We start from the raw sequence: 15909 nt of genomic DNA, 5'->3' as shown, positions 1-15909 counted from the left end.
TCTAGGTTTTCTGTAAGATAAGCATTGCCTGTCAAGCCCATTTGGGAAACATTTGAGATATTGATGAGCAATACCCACCCTATAGGTTGGAAGCGCACTAATTTTTACTTTAATTATTCAGTACTCTTAAACGGAAGGCGCTGTTTAACTAATTACAAAGTGAATACTTAGAGAGCTAATGTTTTATAAATGACGTTACTGTCAAGGCGATCGCTCTTGTGAAAGTATGGTTAAGTTCTTTCAACGAGGAAATGAAAATCTCTTTTCTCTAGCCTCTAGCCCCTAATCCCTAGCCCCTATTTTCAAAACAGACACGCAGCAAAGACATGATTTTTCTGAGCGACTACAATTTCGGGGGACTAAAATAGCTAAGATTGGTCTTCATGCCATCTTTTATAATTGATAGAACCTGGACAACTAAAAATCTTAGGCATGAAGCTGTGACAGAAACAGGAAGCTACAAAGATACAGTAAATCTACCCAAGACTAATTTTGATATGCGGGCAAACGCGAGCAAGCGCGAACCGCAAATTCAGAAGTTTTGGGAAGAAAATAAAATATACGATCGCCTGTCTGAGAATAACCCAGGCGAATTATTTATACTGCATGATGGGCCGCCCTACGCTAATGGCTCTCTGCATCTTGGTCATGCTTTAAATAAAATTCTCAAAGATATTATTAACCGCTACCAACTACTACGGGGGCGCAAGGTTCGCTATGTGCCTGGTTGGGATTGTCACGGCTTGCCTATTGAACTGAAAGTTTTGCAGAACATGAAGTCTGCGGAACGGCAAAACTTGACGCCTTTGCAACTACGGCAAAAAGCTAAAGAATTTGCTCTCAATGCAGTAGATGAGCAACGGGAAAGTTTCAAAAGCTACGGTGTTTGGGGTGATTGGGATCATCCTTATTTGACGCTGGCACCAGAATACGAAGCAGCACAAATCGGTGTTTTCGGACAGATGGTGTTAAAAGGTTACATCTATCGTGGTTTGAAGCCTGTTCACTGGAGTCCTAGTTCTAAAACTGCTCTGGCAGAAGCGGAGTTAGAATATCCGGAAGGGCACACTTCTCGCAGTATCTACGCGGCTTTCCCCATCACCAGCCTTTCCGAAGCGGTGAAGCCTGCCCTAGAACAATATCTACCAGAGTTGGGTGTAGCGATCTGGACGACAACGCCTTGGACAATTCCCGGAAATTTGGCGGTGGCACTCAATCCACAACTCAACTATGTAGTTGTGGAAGTCTCACGCAAAGACGCAGATGCGCAGAGTAATTTCAAATATCTGATTGTGGCTGCGGATTTGGTGGAACGTTTATCTTCTACTTTAGAAGTTGAACTAACCGTAAAAACCACAGTTAAAGGGAAAGAATTAGAACACTCTAATTACTTGCATCCTCTGTACGATCGCTCAAGCCCAATCGTGATTGGCGGCGATTATGTGACAACGGAATCAGGTACAGGATTAGTACACACTGCACCTGGTCACGGTCAAGAAGATTACATTGTCGGTCAGCGTTACGGTTTGCCAATCTTGGCTCCTGTTGATGACAATGGTAATTTTACTGAAGAAGCAGGACAGTTTGCCGGGTTGAATGTGCTTGGTGATGGAAACCAAGCGGTAATTGATGCCTTGAGAGCGGCAGGTTCTTTGTTGAAGGAGGAACCCTACGTCCACAAATACCCTTACGACTGGCGGACGAAGAAACCAACGATTTTCCGTGCTACCGAACAGTGGTTTGCTTCTGTGGAGGGATTTCGGGAAGAAGCCCTCAAAGCGATCGCCTCGGTGAGATGGATTCCCGCCCAAGGTGAAAATCGGATCACGCCGATGGTTGCCGATCGCTCTGATTGGTGTATATCTCGTCAGCGCAGTTGGGGTGTGCCCATTCCGGTGTTCTACGACGAAGAAACCAAAGAACCACTACTGAATGAGGAAACTATTGCTCACGTGCAAGCGATCGTTGCCGAAAAAGGTTCTGATGCTTGGTGGCAACTTTCGGTTGCGGAATTATTGCCAGAAAAATACCGCAATAACGGCCGTACCTACCGGAAAGGCACAGATACAATGGACGTGTGGTTTGATTCTGGCTCATCTTGGGCAGCTGTAATCAAACAGCGTCCAGAATTACGCTACCCAGCAGATATTTACTTAGAAGGTTCGGATCAGCATCGCGGTTGGTTCCAGTCGAGTTTGCTCACCAGCGTAGCAGTTAACGGTTTTGCACCTTACAAAACAGTTTTGACTCATGGCTTTACTCTAGATGAACAAGGACGCAAGCAAAGTAAATCCTTGGGGAATGTAGTCGATCCCAAAATCGTGCTTCAAGGTGGAAAGAACCAAAAAGAAGAACCTGCTTATGGTGCAGACGTGTTGCGTTTGTGGGTTTCTTCGGTAGATTACACCTCGGATGTACCCTTGGGTAAAAACATCCTCAGGCAACTGACAGATATCAGGAACAAAATTCGCAATACGGCGCGGTTTTTGTTGGGTAATTTGCACGATTTCGATCCCGAAAAAGATGCAGTGCCTTTCGAGGAATTACCAGAACTCGACAAATATATGTTGCACCGGATTACGGAAGTTTTTCAGGAAGTAACTGAAGCCTTCGATAGCTTCCAATTCTCCCGCTTTTTCCAAACGGTGCAGAACTTCTGTGTTGTAGATTTATCCAACTTCTATTTAGATGTTGCTAAGGATAGGCTGTACATCAGTGCGTCCAATGCTTTGCGCCGTCGCAGTTGTCAGACAGTTTTGTGGATTGCCTTGGAGAATTTAGCAAAAGCGATCGCACCTGTGTTGTGTCACATGGCAGAAGATATCTGGCAATATCTGCCCTACAAAACACCTTACAAATCGGTGTTTGAAGCGGGTTGGGTGCAGTTAGATTCCAAGTGGCAGAATCCAGAATTAGCAACCTTCTGGCAACAGTTACGAGAAATCCGTACTGATGTGAACAGGGTATTAGAACAAGCAAGGGTAGAAAAAATGATTGGTTCTTCCCTAGAAGCAAAAGTCTTGCTGTACATAGCTAATGAGCAGTTAAGAGCCTCTGTGAAATCACTAGATACTACGAGCAATAATGGTGTAGATCAACTCCGTTATCTGTTTATTACTTCCCAAGCAGAGATGTTGGATACACCAGAAAAATTGCAAGGATTGAAATATAACTTGCAGACAGATGCATGGGGAATTGGTGTGGTGGAAGCAGAGGGGCAAAAATGCGATCGCTGCTGGAACTACTCTACCCATGTGGGAGAGAACAAAGAACATCCCTTAATTTGCGAACGTTGTGTTGCAGCATTAGCGGGAGAGTTTTAACAGTTAACAGTTATCAGTGAATAGCCAGTAGGGTGCGTTACGGCTTGAGCCTAACGCACCTTGCATAGTTAGGAGTGTCTTACACTGTCGCTAACACATAAAAAATGCGATCGCTACCTTGGTTTTTAAGGCAAATTTAGGCGTTGCTGATTTAGGCTATGAAAATAATTTTTCGTAATGCCAAAACCCCTGCCCAGACGCGATATATCGCGTCTCTACACATCAAATTCATACCGCGATTCAGCAACGCCCAAATTTAATTTATTGGAACCACAATTTTTTGTAGGGGCGGGTTTAGCAGATATCCTTTCGGTTTGAGCTAGAGATTGAAACAAAACCCGCCCTTACAGTATCGTGTGGTTTATTCATCTGAAAATGGCTGTAAGGAAGTGTTATTATGAGCATCCCGCTTGTAAACCAGTCCACAGAAGAAAAACTAGTAACTCTATCTGGTGTTTCTTGGGAACAGTTTAAAGGAATTGAGGCACAGCTAAAGGCGTATCTGCTGTCGTCAAGTGCAGCAAGTACTCAATAGTGAGGAAAAAGAGCAATGAAAAGTATTTGCGTCTATTGTGGCTCAAACTTTGGCGCTCGCAGCAGCTATCTTGAGGCAGCACAAAAACTAGGTATTGAAATGGCAAAGCGTGAGATTACCCTCGTTTATGCTGGAGGAAACGTTGGCTTGGTGACGACTCTCACCGCTACATTGCTTGCAATGTAGCGGGAGCATCCCAGACCTCACGATCTAGGCTTACTGATTCACAGGACTGGTATTCCAGTATCCTCCACAGTCAGACACGATGCGTCCACACCGTGTTTTGTACAAGAAACCAAAGTTTTGTACAACCACAGGTAACTAATTTTACGTAATCAACCCGACAGATTTTAATCTGTACTTCTGATTACAACCCCATATTAGTTGTCTAGGTTCAGATTAACAAGAGTGCAAATTACTGCCACTCTGAGATATCTATATTTTACCTCAAATGCTTACCCTACAAAGGTTTTTCGTTATGAAGATTCAGTTAAGTTTGACAATTGACAGGGCATTGAACCCTATCAATTGTCCTCCTATCCCCCTCGCCGCCAACCCTTGCGGGTGTGGCGGGAGTACCCCGGAGGTTTAGATGGATTGATCGAGATCAGCGTTAAGCTTAGAGCCAAGACTTCAAGCAAGTAAACTACCAGCCGATTCAGAACAAAGAAACATAAAATGCGTAGCCTCTACCGTTACAAAAAATTTTCAGTATTTATTTTTTATCTTTGCTTTTGGGGATTACTGTTGGGCAGCCAAAAACTTGTATCTGCCACTGTTACCTTACCCCTGCGCACGAAAAAGGCGATGGTAGTTTCGGCACATCCTCTAGCTAGTGATGTAGGATTGCAAATGTTACGCAAGGGTGGGAATGCAGTTGATGCAGCGGTGGCTACGACTTTTGCAATATCTGTGGTAGAACCTTTTTCGGCAGGAATAGGTGGCGGCGGTTTTTTGCTTTTGCGTGATGCCAAAACGGGCGAAATCAAAGCTTTAGATTTCCGTGAACGCGCACCTCTAAAAGCAACCAGAAATATGTATTTGGATGCTCAAGGTAAAGTACGTCCGAATGCAACTATCAACGGTTATTTGGCAGTAGCGACACCAGGGACAGTCGCAGGACTATACGAAGTTCACCGCCGCTATGGTAAATTGCCTTGGGCTGAGTTAGTAAAACCTGCGATCGCTCTGGCAAAAGATGGTTTTATCCTCAGCTCCAACGTCACTTGGCGTTCTATGCCAGGATATGAAAATCGCAAGCAAGCAATTCTCGCTAACCCAGCAGCGCGGGCAATTTTTACTCGTCGTGGAGAGTTGTATCAACCAGGAGAAAAGCTGGTACAGCGTGATTTAGCACGGACTTTAACAGAAATATCTCGTCACCCAAATAGTTTCTACACCGGAAATATCGCCCGCGCCATTGCTGCCGATATGGCAAAAAACGGTGGTTTAATTACTCTGCAAGACTTGAAGTTATATAAACCAATTTGGCGCATTCCCGTATGTGGAAATTTTCGTCAAACTAAAGTCTGCTCGATGCCACCTCCTTCATCGGGAGGCGTTCATCTCTTACAAATGTTAAATATCATCGGTGATACCGATTTGAAGTCCTGGGGATGGCATCACCCCGATGCTATCCACCTGATGGTAGAGGCGATGAAAATAGCCTATGCCGATCGCTCACAACTATTGGGCGATCCCGATTTTGTGAAAGTTCCCGTACAACAATTAACTAGTCCCGCATATGCCAAACTCCGGCGTGCAGAAATAGATATGAGTAGGGCTAAACCAGCAAGTGAAGTCAAGCCAGCCACTATGAAGAAGACGCGGAGAGTCTTGATGATAAATTCCCCGCGTCTCCAACTTCCCGTGTCCCCGTGTCCTCTTGTTTCCCCGCGTCTCCTTGTCTCCTTGTCCCCGTGTCCTCTTGAGGAGTCTACCGAAACAAGTCACCTTAACATTATTGATGAACAACGCAATGCAGTTAGCTTGACTTTTACTGTTAACTTGGGATTTGGATCTGGTGTAGTCACGCCAGGAACTGGAATTTTGCTTAACAATGAAATGGATGATTTTGTTGCAGCACCAGGCGTTCCGAATGCTTTTGGTTTGGTAGGTAATGAAGCAAATGCGATCGCGCCGCGTAAAACTCCCTTATCTAGCATGACTCCAACAATAGTTACAGAAAATAATCGCCTTCGCATGATTTTAGGTGCGCCTGGCGGTTCTACCATTATTACCCAAGTACTGCAAGTCATCCTCCACATACTTGCATACAACATGGATGCTGGCGCAGCTGTTTCTGTTCCTCGTATCCATCATCAGTGGCTTCCCGATGAATTACGAGTAGAACCATTTACTTTGGATGCTCTTACTTTGGCAGAATTACAACGTCGCGGACACAAAATTCAGCAGGAAACAAGTCCTTGGGGTAATATCAACGCAATTGTAGTTACACCCCAAGGCATCCTAGAAGGAGCAGCCGATCCGCGTGGTGAAGGTTCTCCCAGGGGCTTTTAAAAAAATCAACAATTACTGTACGGGTAGATTTTAACAGCCGTTTGTGTGGGATAACGAAATACATCTAAAATAAACCTACTTCTACTAATTGCTGTACGGAAGGCAGCATACCCTTGCGGGTTAAACGCGTCGAGTGCGACTCCCGTGTGGGTTTAGAAGTAGTATCTGTAAAGTCAAAAAGTAGAATATCTTGTAAAATCTACCCCTACTAACTACTAACTCCTAACTCATAACTCCACTGGAGCAACTGATGATGAAAACTCATTGGCTAACGCGGTAGGTACTAAAGTCCAACCCGCTTTCAACAATTTTTGGTAAGTTGCCCAACCTCTAGAACCACCTGGTATCTTGTAATCTGGTACTGAATATTGGGGAAAAGCAGTATAGGGACGCCAGGGTTGATGAGGTGCAGTCTGCAAATGCAAAATCTTATCCCCTTCTTCACCAGATGCAGACAACCAGCACATTCTTCGATGCATGGCAAACTCCTTTGCGTTCAACTTTAAATGCATAATGGCAGACTTTTGTCAAGTCTAACATCACTCTAGTGAAATAATTTATAACTTCATTCTATGGATGCGTAAATTCAAATACTTCTTTCTTGAGTATTAGCAAACAACAGTAAACTTCCATAGAGGGCAACATCGAGAAATAGAACTTATGTTCATCCTATGTTATTTCTTGTTAAGAAATATGTATGTATCAATCAATACGAATTTTTGCTAATCATTTTTATATAGATTTTAAACGCACGGGGCATAAAACTTGTCGCCGACAATTCCACGAATTTCTGCAACTAACCGAGAGTAGCTAAAGTCGGATAAAACTGGTTCTGAGCCTTGTAAATCAATTTGTTCTGCTAAATCGATCCATGACTTGCAGCCGCAGTATTCGCTGCGATGAGAAATTTCTTGGGCTTGGGGTAATTTATAAGTCCGCAGCAGTAGAACATACAATGGCTGACGTGGTTTCCATTTCAGGCGATCGCTAATAAAATGCTCGTTCCAGATGTGGAAAGGGAGTAAAGCATTGACAACAGCTTCATCAGCAACGGGAAGAATATCGCTAATTTTCGCCCAACTGCTAATACGAATTGTTTCCGGATGCCAACCTGGTGTTACAGGATAGACAAGCTCGGCGTACTCAGGTTTGAGCAGAAAAGGCTGTTGATGCTCATAAGTTGGGTAGAGCAAAATTTGGTTATGGGCAACTTGGAAACGTCCGTTTTGTTCGTGGATGCCACCTTTGCGAAGTAGCATAATTGTTTGACCATTTTCTAATGCAGTAACGGCAACTGCCCATTCTTTGAGTGCGTGAAAATTTTTAGTCAATTCCATCAGCATTAACAATAAACTCTAATTTTAATTTGATACTAGCAGCAGTACATCATGTGACTATCTACAGTAATGAATTTCAGATTTTCGATTTTGGATGGACTCCACAGATAAATCTGGGGACTCATACCATCAAAACAGTCTCGGTAAAAGTCCCCCCTCCCAAACTCCTCAACTCCGTTCCCTCTTATTTTGTAACAGCTACTTCTGTACCCTAAGACATAGGGAAGTGAAAAAGTTTACTAATGCCTATCTAAACATTGCTTTGGGCTTACTCTAGCGAGCTTTCTCACTTCATCTAATTGAATTGGTGTTTAGTCTTAAGTATTCCCAAAAGCATAGTGTTAAAGCATACAGATGAGCCAAAAATCTGTCTACCGTCACAAAAACAGACTTTTAATTGACTTGAAAGGGAAAGCAATGGACTTCTAATAATATCGGTAAGTAACAATTAATTCTGTATTGACAGTCACATTGAAGTTTAACTTTACACTCACCTTGAGACAGACGAGTAAAGCAGTTAACAGAGCTAAGTATTAATAATAAATTTGCATATCTAGTAACCGCTATTTGCATAACAAGTCCAACACTTCTGAGTGTAATAAGCCAAAACACATCATTAGTCATCAGTCATTTGTAATTACAAAGAACTAATGACAGTCTTAATCAGAGAATGTGCAACTTGGAAGCACATCATTAGCTTAGTTAATTCCAGTTCACAAGTGTTGCAATATTTTTTTTACATTTCGCTCAACTGCTGTGCAGTTGAGGAGTTTTTGCTCTAATTTTGGAGTTCAAAATGAGGATAAGCAATAATCCGAATTTATATAAAATACTTGCTAGTTTTGTGGTGGTTGCAAGCGCCAGTACATTATTCAATATTTTAGTAGAAGCACCATCTCATAGCACTTCATATTCTCACACTAAAGTAAAATCTACAGATAATTCCAATACTCAGCCTCTGCAGTTAAAAATTAGTCTTAGCCGTCGTCAATTAATTCTATATCGAGGCAACACCAAAATAAAAACTTATCCTGTAGCAGTAGGGCGCTCAGGTTGGGAAACTCCTACTGGTAAATTTCAAGTCATGACAAAGACAAAAAATCCTGCTTGGATGAATCCTTTTACAGGTAAGTCTATCCTGGGAGGAAAACCTGAAAATCCTCTTGGTAAATACTGGATTGGATTTTGGACAAATGGTAAAACTTGGATTGGTTTTCACGGCACCCCTAATCCTGAATCAGTAGGTAAAGCCACCTCACACGGTTGCATTCGGATGTACAACAAAGATATTCAGGAATTGTTCCATCAAGTCAGTCTAGGAACATCAGTCACAGTAGTGCAATAACTTAGAAGGCAGCCCTGATCAAACCAGTTCCATCGCCAAAGATGAAAGAGGTTTTTTCTCCTACACCCCTACACCCTCTTTATTTCCCGTGTCTCCGTGTCCTCTTTCTCCCAATTCCCAATCCCTATCCCCAGTACCCATTACCACTGCTTAACATCAAGAAGGCACTACCACTGATAATTTTTGACTCTCAAGATAATCGTGCTAAGAATAAGCTGTTTCAGGGTGAAAATTTTACCCGTGCCCAACAAGCTTTAGAAAAATTGTGTCCATTTGCAGAGCGCCATAACTGTACTCTTGCTCAGTTAGCGCTAGCATGGTTAATTGCCCAACCGCAAACTCAAGCGATCGCAAGCGCACGTTATCCTCAACAAGCAAAAGAAAATGCACAAGCTGCTGTTATTGAGCTTTCAGAAACTGAACTACCAGAAATTGATGCGATCGGGCGTATCCTTACCGACTATTTAGACGACGACTCGTTAATGTGGAATTGGTAATTAGGTGAATATGTAGAGGCGGGTTTTGTTGATTATCTTTGAGATGAAACACAGAAGATATGCTTTCAAACCGCCCCTACTAATTACTACGTTAACTGATACTAACCATTTATTGAGAAGTTTAAAGACTCGTAAAATTCAGTTAAAAGATGCTTACGACTTATCTTCAAGGTGATAATTTAAAAGGTAGGACACCAAAGAAAGCACAACCAAACTGAATCGGGCAGATGACATGGTGTCTCCCGTCATAGCCCAAGCAAACGAACGGCATGATAATCATTAAAGTGGCAAATATCCCCATAAAGGGATGCCAAATCCCAAAGCGGAAAAACGAGAAAATGCTGAGTTTGCTGTTACCAATGTCCACCTTAGTTGTTTACTTTTTATTAAGTACGTAATTACATCAACTTGATCACTAACGAGTTTGCAAAACCTGGTCACCTCTGACCAGGTTTTTGCATTGTGATATCTTGCACTATTTGATTGAAAGAGCCAGATTGCTCCAGTTCTCGTTACCAGGTTCAACCTACTAATGAGAGTTTGTGGGCTGCCGCCTCCAGACTGTCGGAACTGGTGCAAGATGTGAACATTTAGACATGATGTTGTAATTTAGTGAAATACTCGACAATTAACCAGCAGCAAATACAATAGAAAAACTGCAAATTCTGCTGGAAAAATTGAATGATAAATTATAGTTTTTACCTGAAAATAGCCGCACTTACTATTGTATCTACACTGTCTTTATCTTGTCAGAAAAGTATTATCAGAGAATTAGAACAGACACAGGCAACTGCCCAGCAAAAGCCACGACTAAATCTTACCTATGGCGATTTAGTTATTAAAGAACAAGTAGACTATATATTGATTCCTGTTGGTTTAGCCGATAAAAATGTAGATAAAGAAACTTACCATAGTTATTCGCGTTCTTATTCAGGAATAAATCAATACATCAATATAATATTTTATTCTAAGAAAGATTCTAGAACCCATCTGTTATTAAATAAAAAAGCAATTGTCACTAGATTTGAATTATTGCCACAAAAACAAGGGAAAATACCCCCTAAATTTTGGTTCTATCAAATAATTGACAGTGATACCAACGGAGATAAAAAACTAGACTATCAAGATGCCAGAATTGGATATCTCTCTGATTTATCAGGAAAGAATCTCCAACAAATTACCCCAAATAATACTCAAGTCATGAATTGGGCTGTCGTACAAAGCGTTGACGCCCTTTTGATCAAAATTCTTAAGGATTCTGATAATGACAAAAAATTTACAGATAAAGATGAGACAAATTTTATCAAAGTTAATCTTGCTCAACCAGATATTGGCACGGAGATAGTTAGCGATGAAATTCAGCAACAAATCAAATCATTGATTTTGCAATAAAGTTTTTATTGTTAATAGCTAATAGTTAATTGTAAGATTAGCCATTAACCATTAGCCATTAACCATTAGCCCTTAGCTAGGAAGAGACACAACCCACTCCCGTAATAAGGGATTTACCTGTTCTGGTACTTCATCGTGAGGACAATGCCCCGCCCGTAAAAAATGTTCTGTGAGTTCAGGATAGTATTGCCGAAACTTTTGAGAACGTTCTCTGGCATTCATCCAAGGATCGGCTTCTCCCCACAACAACAATAGCGGACAAGTTAATTGCTTCAATAAAAAATCAACTTTTTCCCCTTGGAGAGTTTTAAAGACTGAAGAAAAGACATCAAAAGCACCTGGATCGCAAGCAGGACGATAAATTTCTTCTACTAATTGGTCTGTAATTGCGCTTTTGTCGAGGTAGACTTTGTTTAGGGTTTGGCGAATTACCTTCTTTTGTCGCACGTATTGAAATAAAATGAACTGAGACAAAGGCTGTTGAAAAATCCACTTCACAACGTCACCTAGTAGTTTCTGTAATGAATCTGGTTGTTGAGGTGGTTCAATTTGAGCTTGTAATGCTTCTGGTTCAGCTGAAGGTTGGTTTTCGCTAAATGGCCCTGCACTGTTGAGTAAAACTAAACCTGCCACTGCATCGGGACGTTGAGCTGCAACACACAAGCTGGCATAGCCACCAAGGGAATTTCCTGCTAGTACTGTTTTTCGACCAATCATTTCTGTAATGAAGTCATAGAGCTGATCACGCCACAAGTTGCCGCTATACTCTAGTTTTGGTTTGGCAGAACGTCCGAATCCCAAAAGGTCTATAGCCCAAACTTCAAATTCGTTACAAAGTCCAATTATATTCTTGCGCCAGTGGTCACAAGAAGCACCGAACCCATGCACTAGTAGTAAGGGGGGACGTTGGGGCTGGGATTCTCCTGCTCTGACGTAATAGATGTTATGTCCTCGCCACTGCCAATATTGACCGGGAATTGGGGTTGTAGAGGCTGTCGTTGCCTGCATGATTCCAAAGAAATGTTAAGTAACCTTTAATTATTGTAATCTGACATTCTCAGCTGGTAGGCTGATAACCTATAGCCTACAAATATTGCCAAAGACCAATTTCTCATCTCTTGGTTTCCTTGGTATTTAGGGAATTAAAATTCTTAAGGAAATGCAACAATTGATTACAGGAAAAACAAAATTGTTAGGAGTGATTGGGCATCCAGTCGAACATTCGCTATCGCCAGCTATGCACAATGCTGCGATACAACAGTTGCAACTAGATTACGTCTATCTTCCCTTTCCAATCAAACCTGAGGATTTACAAGCAGCAATTCAAGGCTTTGCTGCCGTTGGTGTTGTGGGCTTGAGCGTGACAATTCCTCATAAACAGGCGATATTGCCTTTTTTGTCAACGATAGAACCAATTGCCCAAGCTGTAGGAGCAGTAAACACAGTTGTTCGCAAAGAGAATAAATGGGTGGGTACGAACACTGATGTAGAAGGATTTCTCGCTCCCTTGCAAACATATCACCCAGATTGGAGTCAAAAAGTAGCAGTCATTTTAGGTAATGGGGGTGCAGCAAGGGCTGTGGTAGCAGGTTGTACTCAGTTGGGTTGTAGGGAAATTCATGTTGTTGGGCGCAATGTGCAGCGTTTGAAAGAATTCCGCAATAGTTGGGGAAATTCACTCTTGGCAGTGAATCTTGAAGTTCATCGCTGGGATGAATTACCAAACTTGATTCCGCAAGCAAATTTGCTAGTAAATACAACGCCTATTGGTATGTATCCCAAGGTGGAGGAATCGCCTTTAAATGCAGAGGAAATGGCAGACTTACCACCAGAAGCGATCGCCTACGATTTGATTTATACTCCCAACCCAACTAAATTTCTCCAACAGGCGCAACAAGTGGGTGCGATCACGATCGATGGGCTGGAAATGCTCGTTCAACAAGGTGCAGCAGCATTAAAAATTTGGTTGCAAAGAGAAACCGTGCCTGTGGATGTGATGCGTCAAACTTTGCGAAAGCATCTGGGTTTATAGCTTAAGTCCACTTTTAGGACTGAAATATTTCAGCGAGTCTACTTCTAGTAGACTTTAGTTATTAGCCAGAGAATTGATTCTCTGGCGTCATAGCAACGAAGCGAGAGATTTGCAAGATGTCGGTAACGAAAGGCTTCTAGCTGTGGAGACTGTCTAAGCCGAGAAGGTTGCTGTTATTACCATCGCCTAGAGGCTGCCATTTCTTCCTGAATTTTACTCTTGGCAGCTTTGAATTCAGTAGCCATTTGCTCTTTTTGCGCATTGCTAAAATTTTTGTCAATCGCCGGGAACATGGTGAATTCTTCTTGGCGAATGTGATCTCCAACCACATCCATCAGCTGTTTAACTTTTGATCTGAACAGGTTAGCTGAAGCGGGGTTAATAGACTTAATTTCATCTAGCATCCGCTTCATCTGGGCTTGCTCGCTGTACAGTTCCAGAGTGTTCTTATCGCCGTAGAATAAGCGAATTTTTGGGTAGACGACTTCTTCTTCAGCTTGAGCGTGTGCTAATAAATCTTTGTAGAGTTGCCCAAAATACTCTTGGAGCTTTTGAGGATCTTTAGTAGCTGCGATTTCGGTGAAGATTGTATTCACCTTAGTATGATCTAGCCGGATCAGGGTCTGGATGTTCATATCTTTTTTGTCAGTGTTTTGGGTGATCGTACTGCCCGCTGCACCCGATAATGTAGCGATCGCATCTTGCACCCGTGCCCAGATTCCCTGATCGGCATCTTCTCCAGTCATTTCGCGAACACCTACCTGTTCGAGCATCCCCTTGAGTTGTTCTTGGTGAGCGCGCCCTTCAAAGTTGACGGTATTTAAAGGCATAATTGCTACTTCTATGTCTGCCCCTACTTTCTGAGCGGCTTTGTGGATTGTGATTCCGCTCATGGCTTGACCATGCTTGAGCAGTTCATGGTGAATGAGCTTTTGGTAGAATGTAAACTCATTACCTGACATCATCTGCTCAAACTGCTGAATAAATATATTGGTTGCAGCACTAGGTTCAGCGTGAATGCCGTATTGAACGATTACAGTATCTATAATGCCCAGGTTTTTTCGGTCATCGGAGAGCATATTCTCTAGACGTTCACGAATATCTAGATAAGGGCAGGCATCAATGAGTTTTTGATCGTTTGAGATAATTAAATTTTGAAATTCTTTTAAGTCTGCCAATCTTTCGGCGATCGCAAGCCGCTTTGTATCGTCTAGCGTTGTAACCACGTTTAGTTCTCCTATATGTTTCAAGCGACAAAAAGCTTGAATACTTAAATTTTGAGAACGATCGAGTTTTCAACCACCTAACCCTGGTTAGATGTTTCGGCTTCACAAAACAAGACTTATGCACGAGTCACGGAAGAATTAAACCACAGAGTCACAGAGAACACGGAGGAGTAAAAGTTAGAGAGGTATTTTGCGTAAGTTCTAAAAAAAGCTGGCAGCATCGAGAGCAGAAAACAGCGCTCCTTTCAAAGGTAGAGACACGGCATTTGCCGTGTCTTTTGTTGGTTTTGATTTACTTATGCCGTAACAGTCGCCATCGCTTTGTCAACAAGTTGCAAAGCCGTATCTACTTCTTTTTCTGTCACAATCAATGGTGGCACAAATCGAACAACTTTGGGGCCAGCTGGTACGAGCAATAAACCCTGATCAATAGCAGCTTTGACGATATCAGCAGCAGCAAGTTCAATATCTGCTTTTAACTCCAGACCGTTGATTAAACCCCAACCACGCACTTCACTAAGATGATGGGGATATTTTGCTGCGATCGCTTTTAACCCGGCTCGCAGTTGTTCGCCTCTTTGTTGAGCATTCTGTAGAATATTCTCCTTTTCTAACGTCTGGCAGACAGCGAGAGCAACTGCACAAGCAAAAGGATTGCCGCCAAAAGTACTAGCATGTTCTCCGGGCTGGAAGACATCGCAGAACTTCTTCGCCATCATGGCTCCGATAGGAATACCGCCGCCTAAGCCTTTGGCACTAGTGAAAATATCTGGCTCAACGCCAAGATGTTCGTAACCCCATAATTTACCACTGCGCCCCATGCCAACTTGCACTTCATCGAAAATGAGCAGCACGCCCGTTTCATCGCAAATTTGCCTGAGCTTTTGGAAATAAGCTACATCTCCTGGACGAACACCACCTTCTCCTTGCAATGGTTCTAATAAAATTGCTGCTACTTGGTAATCACCTTCATCCAGCTCGCTAATGGCTGCTTCGACTGCCGCTACGTCGTTGTAAGGTACGTGGTAGAAACCTGGTACAAGGGGATCGAAATTTTTTTGATACTTCGGTTGTCCGGTGGCAGTAATCGTTGCTAGAGTCCTACCGTGGAAACTAGAGTGAGCGGTTAAGATAATGGGTCGTTCAATTTGTAACGCGGTATGGGCGTATTTTCGCGCAAGCTTAATCGCTGCTTCGTTAGCTTCCGCTCCAGAGTTGCAGAAAAATACGCGATCGGCGCAGGAATGTTCAACTATCCACTTGGCCAGTTCTGCCTGCTCTGGAATGTAGTACAAATTAGAAACGTGGTGTAATTTTTGAATTTGGCGGGTTACCGCCTCCACCATTGCCGGGTGAGCGTGCCCTAAGGTACAAGTGGCAATTCCGGCTACAAAGTCGAGATATTCTCGCCCCTGGGTATCCCAAACGCGACATCCAGCACCCCGCTCTAAAGCGAGGGGAAATCGCCCATAGGTGGACATGACAACTGCATTAAAATTATCGGCGTCAAAGGGGCTAGATGATACAGAACCAGACTCAGAGGGAAAGGGGGGTTGTTGAACAAGAGTGTCTAGGCTCACTGCGATCGCTCCTGAAAATCCTCTACGGTATACTAAATCACTAGCTTGATAGAAATCTTTAAAAATTTCTGATTCTCAGCTATTACTTCATCTTAGGCTGACGCTCAGTTATCCTCAAACGA

The 15909-nt window shown here is 42.7% G+C and carries 13 protein-coding genes and 1 pseudogene; 9 read left to right on the top strand and 5 right to left on the bottom strand.

What is annotated here, in order from left to right:
• Window positions 1-440: 440 nt before the first annotated feature.
• From ileS to ggt, 5 genes are all read left to right on the top strand, one after another.
• A complete protein-coding gene (gene ileS, locus UYC_RS0110900) occupies window positions 441-3323 on the top strand; it encodes an isoleucine--tRNA ligase (protein ID WP_026087621.1) in 2883 nt (960 codons plus the stop codon).
• Between the two features lie 177 nt (window positions 3324-3500).
• The gene (locus UYC_RS39440; RefSeq protein ID WP_157171234.1) at window positions 3501-3641 is read left to right on the top strand and encodes a hypothetical protein; all 141 of its coding nucleotides are present in this window, start codon (window positions 3501-3503) and stop codon (window positions 3639-3641) included.
• A 79-nt stretch (window positions 3642-3720) separates the two neighbouring features.
• Window positions 3721-3858, top strand: coding sequence for a hypothetical protein (locus UYC_RS38890; RefSeq protein ID WP_016876897.1), 138 nt, complete (start codon window positions 3721-3723; stop codon window positions 3856-3858).
• 15 nt (window positions 3859-3873) lie between these two features.
• Window positions 3874-4044, top strand: a complete 171-nt coding sequence (locus tag UYC_RS38885) for an LOG family protein (protein ID WP_016876898.1) — start codon at window positions 3874-3876, stop codon at window positions 4042-4044.
• Between the two features lie 492 nt (window positions 4045-4536).
• Window positions 4537-6378: a gamma-glutamyltransferase gene (gene ggt / locus UYC_RS0110885; protein ID WP_016876899.1), complete on the top strand. Its 1842-nt coding sequence runs from the start codon at window positions 4537-4539 to the stop codon at window positions 6376-6378.
• A 227-nt stretch (window positions 6379-6605) separates the two neighbouring features.
• On the opposite strand, the gene UYC_RS0110880 is transcribed toward ggt, so the two are convergent.
• Both UYC_RS0110880 and UYC_RS0110875 read right to left on the bottom strand, forming a co-directional pair.
• Window positions 6606-6857, bottom strand: a complete 252-nt coding sequence (locus UYC_RS0110880; protein WP_026087622.1) for a hypothetical protein — start codon at window positions 6855-6857, stop codon at window positions 6606-6608.
• A 264-nt stretch (window positions 6858-7121) separates the two neighbouring features.
• The gene (locus UYC_RS0110875; RefSeq protein ID WP_016876901.1) at window positions 7122-7721 is read right to left on the bottom strand and encodes a DUF1802 family protein; all 600 of its coding nucleotides are present in this window, start codon (window positions 7719-7721) and stop codon (window positions 7122-7124) included.
• Window positions 7722-8511: 790 nt separating this feature from the next.
• On the opposite strand from UYC_RS0110875, the gene UYC_RS0110870 reads away from it, so the two are divergent.
• The 3 genes and pseudogenes from UYC_RS0110870 to UYC_RS0110860 all read left to right on the top strand — a co-directional run bounded on the left by UYC_RS0110870 (window position 8512) and on the right by UYC_RS0110860 (window position 10949).
• On the top strand, window positions 8512-9060 hold the full coding sequence (locus tag UYC_RS0110870) for a L,D-transpeptidase (RefSeq protein WP_016876902.1): 549 nt from the start codon (window positions 8512-8514) through the stop codon (window positions 9058-9060).
• 182 nt (window positions 9061-9242) lie between these two features.
• Window positions 9243-9557, top strand: a pseudogene (locus UYC_RS0110865) (aldo/keto reductase); the annotation flags it as partial.
• 681 nt (window positions 9558-10238) lie between these two features.
• Window positions 10239-10949, top strand: coding sequence for a hypothetical protein (locus tag UYC_RS0110860; RefSeq protein ID WP_016876904.1), 711 nt, complete (start codon window positions 10239-10241; stop codon window positions 10947-10949).
• Window positions 10950-11021: 72 nt separating this feature from the next.
• On the opposite strand, the gene UYC_RS0110855 is transcribed toward UYC_RS0110860, so the two are convergent.
• A complete protein-coding gene (locus UYC_RS0110855; protein WP_016876905.1) occupies window positions 11022-11957 on the bottom strand; it encodes an alpha/beta fold hydrolase in 936 nt (311 codons plus the stop codon).
• A 151-nt stretch (window positions 11958-12108) separates the two neighbouring features.
• On the opposite strand from UYC_RS0110855, the gene UYC_RS0110850 reads away from it, so the two are divergent.
• Window positions 12109-12981: a shikimate dehydrogenase gene (locus tag UYC_RS0110850; protein WP_016876906.1), complete on the top strand. Its 873-nt coding sequence runs from the start codon at window positions 12109-12111 to the stop codon at window positions 12979-12981.
• A gap of 176 nt (window positions 12982-13157) precedes the next feature.
• On the opposite strand, the gene UYC_RS0110845 is transcribed toward UYC_RS0110850, so the two are convergent.
• Together UYC_RS0110845 and UYC_RS0110840 are read right to left on the bottom strand one after the other, a co-directional pair.
• Entirely contained in the window at window positions 13158-14207 is a 1050-nt protein-coding gene (locus UYC_RS0110845; RefSeq protein ID WP_016876907.1) for a hemerythrin domain-containing protein, read from the bottom strand.
• A 296-nt stretch (window positions 14208-14503) separates the two neighbouring features.
• Window positions 14504-15787: an acetylornithine transaminase gene (locus tag UYC_RS0110840; protein WP_016876908.1), complete on the bottom strand. Its 1284-nt coding sequence runs from the start codon at window positions 15785-15787 to the stop codon at window positions 14504-14506.
• Between the last annotated feature and the right edge of the window lie 122 nt (window positions 15788-15909).

Origin of the sequence: Chlorogloeopsis fritschii PCC 6912 (assembly GCF_000317285.1) — a bacterium.
GTDB classification, from domain to species: domain Bacteria; phylum Cyanobacteriota; class Cyanobacteriia; order Cyanobacteriales; family Nostocaceae; genus Chlorogloeopsis; species Chlorogloeopsis fritschii.
The sequence above is the reverse complement of the archived record's forward strand: the minus strand, read 5'-3'. Positions and strand labels throughout refer to the sequence as shown.